At 67.4% G+C, this 17,676-nt stretch carries 12 protein-coding genes; 4 read left to right on the forward strand and 8 right to left on the reverse strand.

Going from position 1 to position 17,676, the window contains the following annotated elements; translation table 11 throughout:
• The first annotated feature begins 122 nt into the window (after positions 1-122).
• Both AC5P88_RS15550 and pilH read left to right on the forward strand, forming a co-directional pair.
• The gene (locus tag AC5P88_RS15550; protein ID WP_495225449.1) at positions 123-1,118 is read left to right on the forward strand and encodes a YhdH/YhfP family quinone oxidoreductase; all 996 of its coding nucleotides are present in this window, start codon (positions 123-125) and stop codon (positions 1,116-1,118) included.
• Between the two features lie 88 nt (positions 1,119-1,206).
• Positions 1,207-1,578, forward strand: a complete 372-nt coding sequence (gene pilH, locus AC5P88_RS15555) for a twitching motility response regulator PilH (RefSeq protein WP_005410644.1) — start codon at positions 1,207-1,209, stop codon at positions 1,576-1,578.
• Positions 1,579-1,666: 88 nt separating this feature from the next.
• Here pilH and AC5P88_RS15560 read toward each other — a convergent pair whose 3' ends face one another.
• Positions 1,667-2,560 (reverse strand): DnaJ C-terminal domain-containing protein, encoded by an 894-nt coding sequence (locus tag AC5P88_RS15560; protein ID WP_043399085.1) that lies wholly within the window; start codon positions 2,558-2,560, stop codon positions 1,667-1,669.
• 261 nt (positions 2,561-2,821) lie between these two features.
• On the opposite strand from AC5P88_RS15560, the gene AC5P88_RS15565 reads away from it, so the two are divergent.
• Positions 2,822-3,304, forward strand: coding sequence for a peroxiredoxin (locus AC5P88_RS15565; RefSeq protein ID WP_106550315.1), 483 nt, complete (start codon positions 2,822-2,824; stop codon positions 3,302-3,304).
• A gap of 29 nt (positions 3,305-3,333) precedes the next feature.
• A complete protein-coding gene (locus AC5P88_RS15570) occupies positions 3,334-3,909 on the forward strand; it encodes a ferritin-like domain-containing protein (RefSeq protein ID WP_062607931.1) in 576 nt (191 codons plus the stop codon).
• Positions 3,910-3,983: 74 nt separating this feature from the next.
• Here the strand turns inward: AC5P88_RS15570 and pbpC are convergent, their stop codons facing one another.
• From pbpC to acnD, 7 genes are all read right to left on the reverse strand, one after another.
• Positions 3,984-6,365 (reverse strand): penicillin-binding protein 1C, encoded by a 2,382-nt coding sequence (gene pbpC, locus AC5P88_RS15575; protein WP_495225450.1) that lies wholly within the window; start codon positions 6,363-6,365, stop codon positions 3,984-3,986.
• A 49-nt stretch (positions 6,366-6,414) separates the two neighbouring features.
• Entirely contained in the window at positions 6,415-11,322 is a 4,908-nt protein-coding gene (locus AC5P88_RS15580; RefSeq protein WP_495225451.1) for an alpha-2-macroglobulin family protein, read from the reverse strand.
• 231 nt (positions 11,323-11,553) lie between these two features.
• Positions 11,554-13,014, reverse strand: coding sequence for a bifunctional 2-methylcitrate dehydratase/aconitate hydratase (locus AC5P88_RS15585; RefSeq protein WP_111111208.1), 1,461 nt, complete (start codon positions 13,012-13,014; stop codon positions 11,554-11,556).
• A gap of 99 nt (positions 13,015-13,113) precedes the next feature.
• The gene (gene prpF / locus AC5P88_RS15590; protein ID WP_495225452.1) at positions 13,114-14,298 is read right to left on the reverse strand and encodes a 2-methylaconitate cis-trans isomerase PrpF; all 1,185 of its coding nucleotides are present in this window, start codon (positions 14,296-14,298) and stop codon (positions 13,114-13,116) included.
• Between the two features lie 3 nt (positions 14,299-14,301).
• Complete coding sequence (locus tag AC5P88_RS15595; protein ID WP_111202729.1) at positions 14,302-14,664, reverse strand: type II toxin-antitoxin system RelE/ParE family toxin; 363 nt, start codon at positions 14,662-14,664, stop codon at positions 14,302-14,304.
• A complete protein-coding gene (locus tag AC5P88_RS15600; protein ID WP_111111174.1) occupies positions 14,661-14,903 on the reverse strand; it encodes a type II toxin-antitoxin system ParD family antitoxin in 243 nt (80 codons plus the stop codon). Before AC5P88_RS15600 ends, AC5P88_RS15595 begins: the two co-directional genes overlap by 4 nt.
• A 100-nt stretch (positions 14,904-15,003) precedes the next feature.
• A complete protein-coding gene (acnD, locus tag AC5P88_RS15605) occupies positions 15,004-17,622 on the reverse strand; it encodes a Fe/S-dependent 2-methylisocitrate dehydratase AcnD (protein ID WP_106550309.1) in 2,619 nt (872 codons plus the stop codon).
• Positions 17,623-17,676: the final 54 nt, after the last annotated feature.

Below are 17,676 nucleotides of genomic sequence, written 5' to 3' on the forward strand. Positions count from 1 at the left end.
GGGCCCTTCCCGCACCGCCAGCCGTGAAACCATCACCGATCATACAAGATGGGGCGGATCGGCAGGATCGAAAGGGGGGCAACGGGGTAAGGTGGCGTTTTCCTCGAAGTCAGGCAACGCCGATGGCCCCCACCACCCCGTTCACCGCCTTCCGCATCGAAAACGACGACGCCGGCTACCGCAGCGGCCTGGCCCAGCTGGGTGTCGACGACCTCAACCCCGGCCAGGTGCTGATCCGCGCCCACTGGTCCTCGGTCAACTACAAGGACGCGCTGGCCGGCACCGGCAAGGGGAAGATCCTGCGTCGCTTCCCGCTGGTCGGCGGCATCGACGTGGCCGGTACCGTGGTCGCCAGCTCCGACCCGGACTGGCGTGAAGGCGATGCGGTGCTGGCCACCGGCTGCGGCCTCAGCGAGACCCGTGATGGCGGTTACAGCCAGTACGTGCGGCTGGAATCGCGCGCGGTGATCGCCCAGCCGGCCGGGCTGACCCCGCGCGAGGCGATGGTGCTGGGCACCGCCGGCTTCACCGCGGCGCTGGCCCTGCTGCGCATGCAGGACAACCGGCAGACCCCGGAACTCGGCCCGCTGGCAGTCACCGGTGCCAGCGGCGGCGTCGGTGCGCTGGCGCTGTCGATCTTCAGCCGTGCCGGCTACAGCGTGCACGCGGTCAGCGGCAAGCCGGACCAGGCCGATTTCCTGCGCAGCATCGGCGCCACCGAGGTACTGCCTCGCGACGCGCTGGCCGATACCGGCCCGCTGCAGTCGGCGCGCTTCGGCGGTGGCCTGGACAATGCCGGCGGCAGCATGCTCGCCAGCCTGCTGGCGCAGACCGTGCCCTACGGCAGCGTGGTCAGCGCCGGCCTGGCCGCCAGCCCGACGCTGGACATGACCGTGATGCCGTTCATCCTGCGGGGTGTCTCGCTGCTGGGGGTGTCCTCGGCCAATGCGCCGCGCGGGCTGCGCGAAGAGGTGTGGTCGCGACTGGGCAGTGACTGGAAGCCGCAGCACCTGGAGCGCATCTGCACTGCCGAAGTCGGCCTGGATGGCCTGCCCGCCGTGTTCGAGCGGATGCTGGCCGGCGGCTCGCTGGGCCGCACCGTGGTGCGGATCGACTGAACGTCGCAGGCAGGCGACGGACGGCAGGCGCTCCCCTCCCGCCGGTAATGTGCCCGCACTACACTGCGGGCATTACATGGGGAACAACATGGCACGCATTCTGATCGTCGACGACTCACCGTCGCAGCTGTTGGGGATACAGCGCATCGTCGAGAAGCTCGGGCACCAGATCCTGACCGCCACCGATGGCGCCGCCGGGGTCGAAACCGCCAAGGCCGAGCTGCCCGACCTCGTCCTGATGGACGTGGTGATGCCCAACCTCAACGGCTTCCAGGCCACCCGCACCCTCGCCCGCGACGAGGCAACCCGCCACATCCCGGTGATCCTGGTGACCACCAAGGACCAGGACACCGACCGCATGTGGGGCATGCGGCAGGGCGCCAAGGCCTACATCACCAAGCCGTTCTCGGAAGACGAACTGTCCGAAGTGCTGGAACGGGTGTTCGCCGGGCAGGGCTGAAACATTCCGGTGGGTGCCAACCTTGGTTGGCACGCTTTTGTCGTGCCGGCCGCTGGCGGACCCAGGTCCGCACCCACCAGAATCCACCTCAGATCGTTTCGCCGAACGCCTTGGCCAGGTTCCGGTACGCCTTCTTCTGCGCCTCATCGGTCGCGGCCGGGGCCACGATCTCGATCTCGACGATCTGGTCGCCATCCGGATTGCCCGGCAGGCCACGGCCACGCAGGCGCAGCTTGCGCCCGGCATCGGAATCGGCCGGAATCTTCAGCTCCACCGCACCGCCCAGGGTCGGCACGCTGATGCTGGTCCCCAACGCGGCCTGCCACGGTGTGACCGGCAGCGTATAGAGGATGTTGCGGCCATCGACCTCGAACTGCGGGTGCGCGGCGTACTCCACTTCCAGCAGCAGGTTGCCGCCATGATTGCCCTGCCCGGCCAGCCGTATCACCTGGCCCGGACGGATGCCCTTGGGCACGCGCACGTCCAGCTGCTTGCCGTTGACGGTGATGCGCAGGCTGTCACCGTTGTAGGCCGCCTCCAGCGGTACCGACAGCTTGGCGCGGGTATCTCGATTGGGCGCATGGCCCTGGCTGCTGAAGCCCGGCCCCGGACCAGCGCCGCCACCGCCACGCTGGCGCGCGAACAGGCTTTCGAAGAAGTCGCTGAAGCCGCCGTTGGGGCCGCCGCCGCCGAACACTTCCTCGAAATTGAAACCCCCGGCGCCGCCGTAGTTCGGCGGCACGTTGAACTCCTCGCCCGGGCGATAGCCCTGCGCGCGCAGCTGGTCGTAGGCCGCGCGCTTCTCCGGGTCGCGCAGCGCCTCGTAGGCCTCGTTGACCGCCTTGAACTTGTCTTCGGCCCCGGCCTCCTTGCTGACGTCCGGGTGGTACTTGCGTGCCAGCCGGCGGTAGGCGGTCTTGATTTCCGCCTCGCCCGCGCTCGGTTCCACCCCCAGGGTGGCGTAGTAATCCTTGAATTCCATCCAGCTACCTCGATTCGCTTCGGCCGCGCCGGTGGCGCCGCCCCGGGTTCATTCTACGCGCCGGCGATGCTACGCCGCCCCTCGTGCGGCCCCGGTGAGGCCGACTGATCCTGCGCAATGCGGCTGCCATCCCCGTGCGCCACGCTGTGGCTGGAAGCCCCTGCCACAAAGCCTGAAGATGGGGCCTGCACACCGGGTTTCCAATGTCTTGACGCCCCTGTCCCATCCGGCCCACTAGCCTGCCCCAGCAAGGAGTTCCCCATGACCATCCACGTTGGCGACCGTATTCCCGAAGTGACCCTCAAGCGCATCCGCGAGGGCATCGAAACGCTCGATACGCATTCGCTGTTCGACGCGCGCAAGGTGGTCCTGTTCGCCGTGCCCGGTGCGTTCACCCCGACCTGTTCGGCCCGTCACCTGCCCGGCTACGTCGAAAAGTTCGAGGCCTTCCGCCAGCGCGGCATCGACCTCTACTGCGTGGCGGTCAACGATCCGTTCGTGATGAAAGCCTGGGCCGCCGACCAGCACGTGCCCGACGGCCTGCTGATGCTGTCCGACGGCAATGCAGAACTGACCCGCGCGCTCGGCCTGGAGCTCGACGCCAGCGCCTCGGGCATGGGCATCCGCTCGCGCCGCTTCGCACTGTACGTGGTCGATGGCGTGGTGCGCGCGGCATGGGTCGAACAGCCCGGCCAGTTCGAAGTGTCTTCCGCCGAGTACGTGCTGGAGCACCTGCCCACCTGATTCTCCACCGCAAGAGGAAACGGCCAGCCATGTCCAGCAAGCCAGCCAAAGCCAGCAAGCCCGCCGCGAGGATTCCCGGCATCAGCGACCGCAAGACCCTGCGTGATCGCGCCCGGCGCAACATCGAGGACGGCGCGATCACCGACAGCTACAGCGCCGACCGCAAGGTGGTGATCAAGCTGCTCAACGACGCCTTGGCCACCGAGTACGTCTGCGTGCTGCGCTACTACCGGCACTATTTCATGGCCAAGGGCATGCTGGCCGATGCGGTGAAAGCCGAGTTCCTCGAGCATGCACAGCAGGAACAGGCGCACGCCGGCAAGCTGGCCGAGCGCATCGTCCAGCTCGGCGGCGAACCCGATTTCAATCCCGATACGCTGACCGCGCGCTCGCATGCCGAGTACAAGGAAGGCAGCGACCTGCGCGACATGGTGCGCGAGAACCTGGTGGCCGAGCGCATCGCCATCGACAGCTATCGCGAGATGATCAACTTCATCGGCGACCGCGATACCACCACCAAGCGCATCCTTGAGGAAATCCTGGCGCAGGAAGAGGAGCATGCCGATGAATTCGCCGACCTGCTGGATGGGTGGATCGGGGAATAGTGAAACCGATAGCGCCGGGCCATGCCCGGCGTATGCAATGTGATCCGAACGGTTCCGCCGGGCATGGCCCGGCGCTACCGCAGCACGTTGAACCGCACCTGCGTCCAGGCGCCGTCGGCCGCCAACGCGGTCAGTGTGTGCGTGCCGGGGTCGGCGAACTCGCGCTGCATCAGCTGCGCCCCACGGGTCTGCGCGATCCAGCGGCCATCCAGCAGCCAGTCCACCGCCTGCTCGCTGCCCAGCGCGCGCAGCTGCAGGCGCACGCCATGCTCCGCATTGGGCGCGCGCGCCAGTGCGGCGCCATCGTTGAGCCCGTCGATGTGCAGCGCGACGCTGGCCTCACGGCCATCATCACGGCAGTCCGGCGACAGCGCCGGCAGCTGCGAGGCCTCGCGCGTGGCCTTGGACAGCCACGGCGACAGCAACGCTGGCCAGCGCGCGATCTCGCGCGCGACTTCTTCGTGTGGCAAGCGGCAATCAGCCGACACGCGCAGCCCGGTACGCGCGTCGGCAAGGTAGCGCTGCCGACCCGGCTGCCAGCGCCGCGCCTCGCGCTCGGGGAAGGTCGGTGGTGCAGCCCCCTCCAGCAGATAGGCCGGCATCCGCCGCTGGCACAACGCAGCAGTCAGGCCTTCGGCACGCTCGCCGGTCGGCCAGCAGACGTCTTCCTGGCTGACGCTGGCCGGCATTGGCGCAGCGGCCGAGTCACCGCGCTGGCGTGGCAGGCTGTCCACCACCTCGAACATCAACGGCAACGCGGTGACCGCACCGTACTGCCCCGGCAGCGGTGTGCCGTCGGGCCGGCCCACCCACACGCCCACGGTGTAATGGCGGGTACTACCGATCGCCCACGCATCGCGGTAGCCATAGCTGGTGCCGGTCTTCCACGCAACACGCGGGCGGCCACCGACATCGAAGGTGCCGATGCTGTATCCCGGTCGCGGATTCGACTCCAGCATCTCGCGCACGATCCAGCTGGCACCCGGCGACGCGAGGCGCCGCTCGATCATCGGCTCGTCATCGGTGTAGCGCACGCGTCCGGCAATGCCGTTGCGGTTGAGTGCGGCGAATGCGCCGACCAGGTCTTCCAGGCGCGCACCGGTGCCCCCCAGGATCAGCGACAGGTTGGGCGTACTGCCCGGCGGGAACCGCAGCTGGATGCCGGCGTGCGACAGCCGCGCGGCGAAGCGCGCCGCACCGACCCGCTGCAGCAGGTCCACCGAGGGCACGTTGAGTGACAGCCGCAATGCGCTGGAGGCGCCAACAGGTCCATTGAAGGCCATATCGAAATTGCCCGGGCGATAGCTGCCGAAACTCTGCGGCGCATCGACCAGCAGGCTTTCCGAATGGATCAGGCCATCATCCAGCGCCATTGCGTAGAGGAACGGCTTGAGCGTGGAGCCCGGCGAACGCCAGGCCTGCACCATGTCCACGTGGCCAAGCCGCTGGCGGTCGCCAAAGGACAACGTACCGACATAGGCACGCGCCTGCAGGGTCTGGTTGTCGACCACCAGCAGCGCGGCCGAGGTGCGTTCGGGCAGCGTCGAGAAATAGCTGGCCACGCGCTCTTCCAGGGTGCGCTGCAGGCCGATGTCGATGCTGCTCTGGATGCGCGCCTGGCCCGGATGCGCCGAGTGCAGGCGCTGCGCCAGCAACGCAGCATGCAGCGGCGGCCGCAGCGAGCGCGCCACCACGTTCTCGATGCGCGCGTCTTCCACCTCTTCCGGTGTCCATGCACCCAGTTCGGCCATGCGTGACAGCACCTTGTCGCGCGCCTTCTGTGCCGCTTCCGGATGGCGGTCCGGGCGCAGCCGGCTCGGCGCCTGCGGCAGCACCGCCAGCAGCGCGGCCTCGGCATGCGACAGCTGTGCCGCCGGCTTGCCCAGATAGGCCCAGCTGGCGGCTTCCACGCCTTCAATGGTGCCGCCGTACGGCGCGCGCTCCAGATACAGGGCCAGGATCTGCCGCTTGCTCAGGTGCACTTCCAGCTGCACCGCACGCAGCATCTGCTTGAGCTTGCCCCAGGGGGTGCGCGTGTGCGGATCAAGGATGCGGGCGACCTGCATGGTCAGGGTCGAGCCACCGGAAACAATACGGCCGCCGCGCAGCAGTTGGCCGCTGGCACGCAGGATCGCCAGCGGATTGATGCCCGGGTGCCTCCAGAACCAGCGGTCCTCGTAGGTCAGCAGCGCCTGCAGGTACAGCGGTGAGACGCTGTCGATCGAGGCCGGATAGCGCCACACGCCCTCGGCATCGGCGAACGCACGCAGCGGTGTGCCGTCCGCCGATACCACCAGGGTGCTGGTATCACGCTGCTTCGGCAGTGGCGGCGGGAAGGCGACGTCCAGCACCAGCAGCAGCGTCAGCGTCGCTGCGGTGCCCCAGCGCAGCCACGGCCACAGCGGCCGCAGCCGGCGGCGCAGGGCCGCCAGCCGGGCCTTCATTGCGTCCTTCATTGCGTAGTGCCCGCAGGACGGGCCGCGCCGTCGCGGCCCATCCGTGGGATCACGGCTGCACCACCGTGATCGTGGTCGGGTTGCTGCGGCCAACGCCACGCAGCTGCGGCCGGTACATGTCCTCCACCAGCGGCGGCGGCACCGAGTAGGTACCCGGAGTCACCGCACGCACCAGGTAGAACACGTTGGCCTTGCTGCCACGCGAGAGCTTCAGCGCGGCCACGTAGCGGTCGTCGCGGAACTCTTCGTGCTTGGTATCGGCCGCTTCACCGCGATCACTGATGGTGATGCCATCGACCACCACGTCGGCCCACTGCTTGGCGTCGCCCAGGTTGAAGTTCTCGATCTCCAGGCCGGCCGGCAACAGGTCGGTCAGCAGTGCATCCGGCATCGTGGTATCGGCGGTGACAGTGACGCGCACGATCAGGGCTTCACCTTCCTTCAGCGGGCGCGGCGACCACGGCTTGCCATCGGTACCGTAGTAGCTGCGCTCGACGCCCAGCACGCTGTTGTCCGGCGCCGGTGCGCTGCGCGGGATGCCGGCCACGTCGATGCTGGCGAACATCGGCGGCTGGCCCTGCGGGGTGAAGCGCACGCCGCTGGCAAGTTCGCTGGCACTGAAGTTGCGGCCGAACAGCTTGCGTTCGCCGATCGCTTCGGTCGTGCCACCGATCACCAGTTCGCCCGCCACCAGTGCCTTCTGGTTGGCGGCGAGTGCCTTGCCGAGGCGGGCAATGGCTACCTGTTCCTGCGTGCTCAACCACATCCAGCCGGCACTGCGGCGCGCATCGAGGCCACGGCCCAGATCGACGGCACGTGCGTCCCAGGCCGGCTTGGCCAGCTTGTTCTCGTGCGTCAGCGCGATCATCAGTGCGTCATCGCGGATCGCGCTGCCGTAGTCGCCGAAGTACGACGGACGTTCGCTGCTTGACTTGGCGAAGGCCGCCGCCAGTGCCGCCTGGCCACGCTTGGCATCGCCCTGCAGCGACAGCGCCACGCCCAGGTGGACCAGCGACAGGCCGCCGACTGCCTTGCTGCGCTCGTTGTCGTACAGCGCGCGCAGGGTACCCAGCGGTGCGCGGTTGACCCGGGCCAGCACATAGCCCGAATACGCCTTGTTGGAGAACGTCAGCTTCTCGCGGTCATCCTGGCCATAGAACTGGTTGCCACCGGACAGCAGGTCCTCGCTGAGGCGGTTGAGTGCCTTCTGCAGCACGTTGTCGGGCACCGCGAAGCCGGCGTCCTTGGCATCGAGCAGGAACTCGGTGACATACGGCGTCAGCCACGGGTTCACGTAGCCATCGTCACCCCACATCGAGAAGTTGCCATTGGCCACCTGCATGGATGCCAGGCGACCGAACGCACCTTCCATGCGTTCACGGCGGGCCTTGGCGTCCAGGCCATCGGCGCCGAGCATCGACGACGTCGCCTGGTCCAGGATCAGCGCGGCGTAGCCCTTGCTGGTGGTCTGCTCGGCACAACCGTAGGGGTAGTTCAGCGCGCCCTGCAGTGCGCTGGCGAACGGAATCGGCGGCAGCGGGCTGACCAGCAACCGTGCGTTCACCGACTCGGACATCAGGCCCTCGGTCAGGCTGTTGTCGAGGCTGACCGCAGCCAGCGGATCCAGCGTGCGCACCTGCGAACGCAGCACCTGCGGCCATGCCGCACGCACGGGCAGGTCGTAGCGGCGGTCGGCCTTGAAGCCGTTGCCGTCCACGCGCACCCGCACCTTGGCCACGCTGTGGCCTTCGCGCGCGGACAACGGGAAGCTCAGCGTGGTCTTGGCATCGGCATTCAACTGCACGTTGCGGCTACCCTCGCCCAGGTTCAGCGGGCCCTCGGTTTCCACCCGCACATTGAACGCACCCGGCTTGCCGGTGAAGTTCTGCACGTCCAGGGTCACGGTGCTGCGGTCGCCCGGAGCAAGCACGCGCGGCATGCTGGCTTCGGCCAGGATCGGCGCGCGCACCACGGTTTCCACGTCACGCTTGCCGTACTGGTCATCGCTGTAGACCAGCGCCGATACCCGCAGCGTGCCGTTGAAGTCCGGCACCTTCAGGCGGATGCGGGCGATGCCCTTGGCGTCGAGCTGCACCGGTCCGGAGAACAGGTCCACGGTCTGCACGCGTGCGGTCGGGCGCTTGGCCTGCGGAAGTGCCTGCAGCGCCATGTCGCCACCGAACTTGAGCTTGCCGGCGCCGCCGTCGAAGCTCTCGATCACCCGGCTGTAGATGTCGTAGGCATCGATGCCGAGGCGACGCTGGGCGAAGAAGTGCGCGCCGGCATCGGGCACCGGGAAGCGGGTGATGTTGAGGATGCCCACGTCCACCGCCGAGACGGTGACGTGCGCGGTCTTGCCGGCCAGCTGCGGTGCGCTGACCGTCACCGGCAGGTCCTGCTCCGGCCGCATCTGCTTGGGCGCGGCCAGGCCGACCGCCACGGTGCGGCCCTTGCGGTCCATCGGCACATGCACCACGCCCACGGCACGGGCCGGGGTGATCTTGCTCGGCGCACTGCCGCCACGGAACACCAGCGCAGTGATGTAGACGTCGTGGCGTTCCCAGTCGGCGGTGACCGGGATCTTGAAGGTCGAACCCGGCTTGGCCTCGATGTCCTGCACGTACAGCATGCGGTCGGTCTCGACCATCAGGATGCCCTTGCCGGCGTGCGGCGGGGTCACCGTCACCTCGAGCGTGTCGCCTGCCTTGTAGCCGGTCTTGTCCAGGCCCAGCTTGATCTTGTCAGGGCGCGCGTCCAGGCCACGGTTGTCATCACCCCAGCTCCAGCCGGCACGGAACGGGTAACGGCTGGTCAGGCCGGTGGACGGATCGAACACGTCCACCCGGTACTCGCCCCACTCCACCGGGAAATCAAAGGCGACCGCGCTGCTGCCGGCATCGACGGTGCGGGTTTCCTTGTTCTCGAAACGGCGGGTGAAGTCGTAGTCCCAGCGGTTGTCGTTGAAGGTCCAGTGGTAATCGCGCAGTTCGCGCACCAGGGTGATCTTCAGGCCCTTGGCCGGCTGCGGCGTACCGGCAGCATCCACGCGCATCAATTCGAAACGCGCGTTGCCGTTGGAATCGGCGCCGTCCTCAGGGTTGAACAGCGGACGCACGCCCACCAGCGCATTGGCCGGCCACATTACCCGCTTGAGGGTGCGGGTGACCGTACGGCCACCGGTCTCGTACAGGCTGCCGGACAGCACCACGGCGATCGGCGCCTTGGCCTTGGCCGCCTCTTCCGGCAGGGCCACGTCCTCGCGCAGCTGGCCGTTGGCCGGCAGCGTGGTATCGATCACGTCCTTGGCTTCGCGCGGCAGCTGCAGGGTCGGGTCGCCGAAGAAGTAGCCCGGCAGGCCTTCCACCGGCCGCTGCTCGGCGGCTACCGCCATGCGCGCGGTGAAGCGGTTGCCATCGGCGGGCGCACCGTACAGATAGGCGCCATTGGCCTGCAGGCGCAGGTCCTCGCCCGGCTTCAGCGTCTTCTGCGCACTGTCCAGGTCCAGCTTCATGCGCTCGGGCAGGAACTCCTCGATGCGCAGGGTCATGCCCTGGATCGCTTCCTTGCTGGCCGGGTCGGTACGGAACTCGACCTGCCAGCGCCCGGTCGGCGCCTCGGCGGGGATGACCTGCTCGAAGTTGATGTAGCCCTGCTCGCCCGGCTGCAGGCGGGTCTCGCGGAAGGTCTTGCCGTCGGGCTGCTTCAGGCGCAGGAACACCGGCTGTGCCTTGACCGGCTTGCCATCGTTGTCGCGCAGCAGCGCGGACAGGCGCACGGTCTCGCCCGGGCGGTACAGGTCGCGGCCGGACCAGGCGTAGACGTCGAACCAGGCATTGTCACGGCCGGCCACGGCGAATTCGCTCAGGTCCAGCGCCGGCTGGTTGAACGGCAGGAAGCTGGTGTCCTTGCCACTGCTGGCGACCAGCACGTGGGTGGCATCCAGCGTGTAGTTCAGCAGCGCATTGCCGTTGCCGTCGGTGCTGCCCTTCAGCACCACCTCGCCCTTGGCATCGAGCACGCGCAGGTCGATGCCCTTCAGCGGCGCACCGTCCTTCAGGCCGGCGGTGTGCACGAACAGCTTGTCCTTGTAGGCACGGGTATGCAGGCCGATGTCACTGACCGAGAAGAACGCGGTATCGAACTCGCCCTCGTAGTCACCGGTGCGCTTGAGCAGGGCGAAGTACAGGCCCGGCTCCTGCAGCTCCTTGATGTCCTGGGTCGGCAGGTAGGTCAGCACCCGCTCGTTCTTCTTGCCGCCAAGGATGAAGCGGTTGACGTAGACCGGCTCGGCCAGCTTGTTGATCGGGCTGCGCTCGTAGTCGCTGCTCAGTTCCCAGCTGCCGCGGCGGCCGCCGCGCTGATACTGGCTGAAGAAGGTTGGCAGGTCCTTCTCGCGCACGCGCAGGAACTCGACGTCGACCTCGGGCACGTTCACCGACACCACCGGCAGGCCACGGCTGTCCTTGGCCGGCAGCACGCTGCCCTGCGAAGCGAAACCGACCACCGGCTTCAGCTCGCCGCTGAACACCTTCTGCTTCAGTTCCTTGCCCAGCCGGCTGCCATCAGCGGCCAGCAGGTCTGGCGAGACCGCCAGGCTGAATTCCTTGCCCGCCTCGACGAACGGGTAGCGCAGGGTCAGGCCGTCATCGGACAGCGTCCAGCTGCTGTCGTCGGTGCCGACCTTCTCCTCGAAGCGCACCAGCTTGTCGAAGTCCTGCGTACCGACCAGCGGGCGCGAGAACTCCAGCGCCAGCGACAGGCCGTCATTCTTCTGGTCCGGGTAGGCACGCAGCAGGGTGAACTCCTTCACCTGCTCGGCCTTGGTGGTGATGGCTTCACCGCTGGCCTTGGGCAGCTGCCCGCTGTCGTTGCGGCAGCCGGCCAGGCCCAGCAACAGGCCTCCTGCCAGTACCGCCGCCGCCCATCCCCACCGCTTCCGCCGTGCCGGACCGCTCATGTCGTCACTCCTTGATCGAGGTGGCCATTATAGGCAGGCCACGTCAAGGTGTTGACGCGGATTCGGCAGGAATGCATCGGAACGGTAGCGCCGGGCCACGCCCGGCGGTCCCCGGTAGCCGCCAACCTTGGTTGGCGTTGGGCCCGTGCCAACCAAGGTTGGCACCTACCAAAGCCGATCGAGCCACGTGCCCGGCAAGCAGGTGCGGTGTCAGACCCACCAAGGGGCGCCCTACCCCGGCAGGTACAGGTCCACGTAGTCGGTCACCGGCATCGCTGCCAGCGCCACCGGGTCCAGCGATGCGGCCAGGATGCGCTGCTGCTGGGCGGTCGGGAAGCGGTGGGCCAGGTGCCGGCGGAACTTGTCCATCAGCAGGGGAATACCTTCCTCGCGGCGTCGGGCGTGGCCGAGCGGATACTCCACCAGCACCTCCGGCAGTTCCATGCCATCGCTGAAGCGCACGCTCAGGCCGTTGGCGATGCTGCGCTTGTCCGGGTCCAGGTAATCGGCGCTGAGCTGCGGATCCTCATGGCAGGCCATCTTCGCCCTCAGGGCATCGATGCGCGGATCGGCGGCGACGTCGTCCTCGTAGTCCTCGGCCACCAGCCGCCCATGCAGCAGCGCGATGGCGACCATGTACTGCACGCAGTGGTCACGGTCGGCCGGATTATGCAGCGGCCCCTGCTTGTCGATGATGCGGATGCAGGCTTCCTGGGTACGGATGGCGATGTGCGCGATGTCCTCGACCCGCCGCCCCATCGCGCGCAGTTGCTGGTGCAGTGCAATCGCCGCCTCCACGGCAGTCTGGCCATGGAATTCGGCCGGGTAACTGATCTTGAACAGCACGTTCTCCATCACATAGCTGCCCAGCGGCCGCCCCAGCGTCAACGCCTGGCCGTGCATGGATACAGCCTCGAAACCCCATGTCGGTGCACTCAATACGCTGGGATAGCCCATCTCGCCGCTGGCCGCCATCAGCGCCAGGCGCACGCCGCGGCTGGTCGCATCACCGGCCGCCCAGCTCTTGCGCGAGCCGGTGTTGGGCGCGTGCCGGTAGGTGCGCAGTGCCTGGCCGTCGACCCAGGCCAGTGACAGCGCATTGAGCATGCGCTCGCGGTCCAGGCCAAGCAGCTGCGCGACCACCGCGGTGGTGGCGACCTTGACCAGCACTACATGGTCCAGCCCGACCCGGTTGAAGGAATTCTGCAGGGCCAGCACGCCCTGGATCTCGTGCGCTTTGATCATCGCCAGCAACACATCGTGCACGGTCGGCGGCGGCCGGCGCAGGGCCTGCGCATTGCGCCCCAGCCAATCGCAGACGGCCAGGATTCCGCCCAGGTTGTCCGACGGATGTCCCCACTCGGCGGCCAGCCAGGTGTCGTTGAAATCCAGCCAGCGCACCATTGCGCCGAGGTTGAAGGCGGCCTGCACCGGGTCCAGCACGTAGTGCGTGCCCGGTACGCGCGCGCCGTTGACCACGCTGATGCCCGGCACCAGCGGACCAAGCAGCTTGCTGCAGGCCGGGAAGGACAGCGCTTCCAGCCCGCAACCGAGCGTGTCGAGCAGGCAATGGTGTGCGGTCTGGAACGCCAGCGGTGAGTCGATGCGGGCGTCGCGTACGTAATCGACGATGTCCACCAGCAGCGCATCCCACGCTGCACGCTCGTTGGATGGGGTGTGGCTGCTGGACATCATGTGTTCTCCGGTAGCGCCGGGCCACGCCCGGCGGTTCATCGGCAGGGCCCGCTGCGCTCGCCGGGCGTGGCCCGGCGCTACCGCAATGAACCTGACTTACAACGTATCGGCCGGCACCCGCACCTTGCCTTCCATCAGCACGCGGGCGCTGCGGCTCATGATGGCCTTGGTCACCGTCCACTGGCCGTCAACGAGGCCGGCCTGCGCGCCCACGCGCAGCGTGCCGGAGGGATGGCCGAAGGTCACCGCTTCACGTTCGCCACCACCGGCCGCACGATTGACCAGCGTGCCCGGAATCGCCGCTGCGGTAGCGATCGCCACGGCGGCGGTCCCCATCATCGCGTGGTGCAGCTTGCCCATCGACAGCGCACGCGCATGCAGGTCGATCGCCGAGGCCGGAATGGCCTTGCCGCTGGACGACACGTAGTCCTGTGCCGGTGCCACGAAGGCGACCTTCGGTGTGTGCTGGCGGGTTGCCGCGTCTTCCAGCGTGTTGATCAGGCCCATGCGCAGCGCGCCGTAGGCACGAATGGTCTCGAACTTCTGCAGTGCCGCCTTGTCTTCGTTGATCGCCGGCTGCAGCTCGGTACCGGTGTAGCCGAGGTCGGCAGCATTGAGGAAGATGGTCGGAATGCCGGCGGTGATCATCGTCACCTCGAAGCTGCCCACGCCCGGAACGTCCAGCGTGTCCACAAGATTGCCGGTCGGGAACATCGCGCCCGCATCGCCGTCATCGGATGGGTCGATGAATTCCAGTTGGATCTCGGCCGCCGGGAAGGTCACGCCGTCCAGCTCGAAATCGCCGATCTCCTGCACTTCGCCATCGCGCATCGGCACGTGGGCGATGATGGTCTTGCCGATGTTGGCCTGCCAGATGCGTACGGTGCACAGGCCATCGCGCGGCACGCGGGCGGGATCGATCAGCCCGTTGGCGATCGCGAACGGGCCGACCGCGGTGCTGAGGTTGCCGCAGTTGCCGCTCCAGTCGACGAAGGCGGTGTCGATCGACACCTGGCCGTACAGGTAGTCCACATCGTGGTCCGGCACCGAAGAAGTGGAGATGATCACGCACTTGCTGGTGCTGGAGGTGGCACCGCCCATGCCATCGGTCTGCTTGCCATACGGATCGGGCGAGCCGATCACGCGCATCAGCAGTGCATCGCGTGCGGTACCTGGCACCTGCGCGGCTTCGGGCAGGTCCTGCAGGCGGAAGAACACGCCCTTGCTGGTGCCGCCGCGCATGTAGGTGGCGGGAATACGGAGTTGCGGGAGGAAGGTCATGGATCAGTATCCTGGATGCGACGAACCAATATCGGGGTTGAGCTCCTCGTCTTCGAACAATGCTTCCATGCCCCGCGAAGCATTCCAGAGGCGCACGATGGAAACGTGCACAGGTAGCTCCACGTAGTAGACCAGGTAGCCGTCGAAGCGACGAACCGGATGAAAACGCAACGGCGCTGGCAGCGAGGGCAACAGACCCGCATGCAGTGTGGAACCAGCACCCGGGTGGGCTTCGATCAGCTTGACGACGGATTCCACCGCATCGATGAAGCCGATTTCCAGCACTTCTCCGCCCTGATCTGCATACCAGGCTGCTGCCTGGTCAAGATCTCGAACCGCTGCAGGAGACCAGTGCGAAGGTTTCACTTACGGTTCCGAGCACGCTCACGGAGCTTGTCGAAGTGATCCTGCGCCAGAGGCGCCGAAGGACCAGAAGACAGCCCCTCGGCAATCAGCTGCTTGAGCAGTGCTTCGGCCTTGCTGCGCTGGCGCTGGCGGATCAGGTCGCGCACATAGTCCGACGTGCTGGAGTAGCCGCCCTCGCGCACTTCTTCGTCCACGAACTGCTTGAGCGGATCAGTCAGCGAAATGTTCATGGTGGCCATGAAACTCTCCTTTGGCAGTTTTTGCCAAGCCAGTGTGCGCCGCGCCTGTGTATCGGACAAGCCCGCCCCCAACCGTAGGGGGCAGGCATTCAGCCCACCATCACGCCACCTTGGCGCCTTCCAGGAAGTCCTGGGCGAAGCGCTGCAGCACGCCACCGGCTTCGTAGATCGCCACTTCCTCGTCGCTGTCCAGGCGGCAGGTGACCGGCACGATCACGTCCTGGCCGTCGCGGCGATGGATGACCAGGGTCAGGTCGGCGCGCGGAGTGCGCTCGCCGATCACGTCGAAGGTCTCGGTGCCGTCGATGCCCAGGGTCAGGCGGGTGGTGCCCGGCTTGAACTCCAGCGGCAGCACGCCCATTCCGATCAGGTTGGTGCGGTGGATGCGTTCGAAGCCTTCGGCCACGATCGCTTCCACGCCGGCCAGGCGCACGCCCTTGGCGGCCCAGTCACGCGAGCTGCCCTGGCCGTAGTCGGCGCCAGCGATGATGATCAGCGGCTGCTTGCGGTCCATGTAGGTCTCGATCGCTTCCCACATGCGCATCACCTTGCCTTCCGGCTCCACGCGCGCCAGCGAACCCTGCTTCACGCTGCCGTCGTCGTTGCGCACCATCTCGTTGAACAGCTTCGGGTTGGCGAAGGTGGCGCGCTGCGCGGTCAGGTGGTCGCCGCGGTGGGTGGCGTAGGAATTGAAGTCTTCCTCCGGCAGGCCCATCTTCGCCAGGTATTCGCCGGCGGCGCTCGAGGCCAGGATCGCGTTGGACGGCGACAGGTGGTCGGTGGTGATGTTGTCCGGCAGCACCGCCAGCGCGCGCATGCCTGCAAGCGCGCGCTCACCGGCCAGTGCACCCTCCCAGTACGGCGGACGGCGGATGTAGGTGCTCTGCGGGCGCCAGTCGTACAGCGGGCTGACCGCCGCGCCGTGCTCCACGCGCACGTTGAACATCGGGTTGTAGACCTTGCGGAACTGCTCCGGCTTCACCGCCGCCTTGACCACGGCATCGATCTCGGCGTCGCTCGGCCAGATGTCCTTCAGGCGCACCTCGTTGCCATCGGCGTCAACGCCCAGCACGTCCTTTTCGATATCGAAGCGGACGGTACCGGCGATGGCGTAGGCGATCACCAGCGGCGGCGAGGCCAGGAAGGCCTGCTTCGCATACGGATGGATGCGGCCGTCGAAGTTGCGGTTACCCGACAGCACGGCGGTCGAATACAGATCACGGTCGATGATCTCCTGCTGGATCGCCGGATCCAGCGCGCCGCTCATGCCATTGCAGGTGGTGCAGGCGAAGGCGACGATGCCGAAGCCCAGCTTTTCCAGGTCCGGCAGCAGGCCGGCCTCTTCCAGGTACAGCTGCACCGCCTTCGAACCTGGCGCCAGCGACGACTTCACCCATGGCTTGCGCACCAGGCCACGTTCATTGGCCTTGCGCGCCAGCAGTGCGGCGGCGATCACGTTGCGCGGGTTGGAGGTGTTGGTGCAGCTGGTGATGGCGGCGATGATCACCGCGCCATCGGGCATCAGGCCCTGCGCCTGCTCGGCCTTGCCCGCTTCCAGCTTGGCTTCGTCGGCAATGCCACGCTCGGCCAGCTCGGACACCGGCAGGCGGCGGTGCGGATTGCTCGGCCCAGCCATGTTGCGCACCACGCTGGACAGGTCGAAGCGCAGCACGCGTTCGTACTGCGCGGTGGCCAGATCGTCAGCCCAAAGCCCGGTGGTGCGCGCGTAGTTCTCCACCAGCGCCACCTGCGATTCCTCGCGGCCGGTCAGGCGCAGGTATTCGATGGTCTGCTGATCGATGTAGAACATGGCGGCGGTGGCGCCATATTCCGGGCACATGTTGGAGATGGTGGCGCGGTCACCGATGGTCAGTGCCGCCGCACCCTCGCCGAAGAATTCGAGCCAGGCACCGACCACACGCTCCTTGCGCAGGAACTCGGTCAAGGCCAGCACCACGTCGGTGGCGGTAATGCCCGGCTGCGGGCGGCCGCTCAGTTCGACGCCGACAGTGTCGGGCAGGCGCATCCACGACGCGCGACCGAGCATCACGTTCTCGGCTTCCAGGCCGCCAACACCAATCGCGATCACGCCCAGTGCATCCACGTGCGGGGTGTGGCTGTCGGTGCCGACGCAGGTATCCGGGAACGCCACGCCGTCCTGCACGTAGACCACCGGCGACATCTTCTCCAGGTTGATCTGGTGCATGATGCCGTTGCCCGGCGGAATCACGTCCACGTTCTCGAACGCCAGCTTGGTCCAGTCGATGAAGTGGAAACGGTCTTCGTTGCGGCGGTCCTCGATGGCGCGGTTCTTCTCGAACGCCTGCGGATCGAAACCACCGCACTCCACCGCCAGCGAATGATCGACGATCAGCTGTACCGGTACCACCGGATTCACCTTGGCCGGGTCGCCGCCCTTGTCGGCGATCGCATCACGCAGGCCGGCCAGGTCCACCAGCGCGGTCTGGCCGAGGATGTCGTGGCAGACCACGCGCGCCGGGAACCACGGGAAATCGAGGTCGCGACGGCGCTCGATCAGCTGCTTCAGCGAGTCGCTGAGCGTGGCCGGATCGCAGCGGCGCACCAGGTTCTCGGCCAGCACGCGCGAGGTGTACGGCAGGGTGGCATAGGCGCCGGGCTGGATCGCATCGACGGCGGCGCGCGCGTCGAAATAGTCCAGCGCGCTGCCGGGGAGGTTCTTGCGGTAATCGGTATTCATGGGCTGGCGGAGTACTTGGGGCGGGCCGGGTGCCGGCGGTGCGGCGGCGAAAGC

It is taken from the genome of Stenotrophomonas sp. YJH_SMC_8 (assembly GCF_059371315.1).

Excerpts from the sequence above, each read along its gene's own strand:
- AC5P88_RS15585 (WP_111111208.1), bottom strand. The coding sequence starts at position 13,014 with ATGTCCAGCAGCCACACCCCATCCAACGAGCGTGCAGCGTGGGATGCG.
- AC5P88_RS15570 (WP_062607931.1), top strand. The coding sequence starts at position 3,334 with ATGTCCAGCAAGCCAGCCAAAGCCAGCAAGCCCGCCGCGAGGATTCCC.
- AC5P88_RS15560 (WP_043399085.1), bottom strand. The coding sequence starts at position 2,560 with ATGGAATTCAAGGATTACTACGCCACCCTGGGGGTGGAACCGAGCGCG.
- AC5P88_RS15580 (WP_495225451.1), bottom strand. The coding sequence starts at position 11,322 with ATGAGCGGTCCGGCACGGCGGAAGCGGTGGGGATGGGCGGCGGCGGTA.
- pbpC (WP_495225450.1), bottom strand. The coding sequence starts at position 6,365 with ATGAAGGACGCAATGAAGGCCCGGCTGGCGGCCCTGCGCCGCCGGCTG.
- AC5P88_RS15565 (WP_106550315.1), top strand. The coding sequence starts at position 2,822 with ATGACCATCCACGTTGGCGACCGTATTCCCGAAGTGACCCTCAAGCGC.
- AC5P88_RS15550 (WP_495225449.1), top strand. The coding sequence starts at position 123 with ATGGCCCCCACCACCCCGTTCACCGCCTTCCGCATCGAAAACGACGAC.
- acnD (WP_106550309.1), bottom strand. The coding sequence starts at position 17,622 with ATGAATACCGATTACCGCAAGAACCTCCCCGGCAGCGCGCTGGACTAT.
- prpF (WP_495225452.1), bottom strand. The coding sequence starts at position 14,298 with ATGACCTTCCTCCCGCAACTCCGTATTCCCGCCACCTACATGCGCGGC.
- pilH (WP_005410644.1), top strand. The coding sequence starts at position 1,207 with ATGGCACGCATTCTGATCGTCGACGACTCACCGTCGCAGCTGTTGGGG.
- AC5P88_RS15600 (WP_111111174.1), bottom strand. The coding sequence starts at position 14,903 with ATGGCCACCATGAACATTTCGCTGACTGATCCGCTCAAGCAGTTCGTG.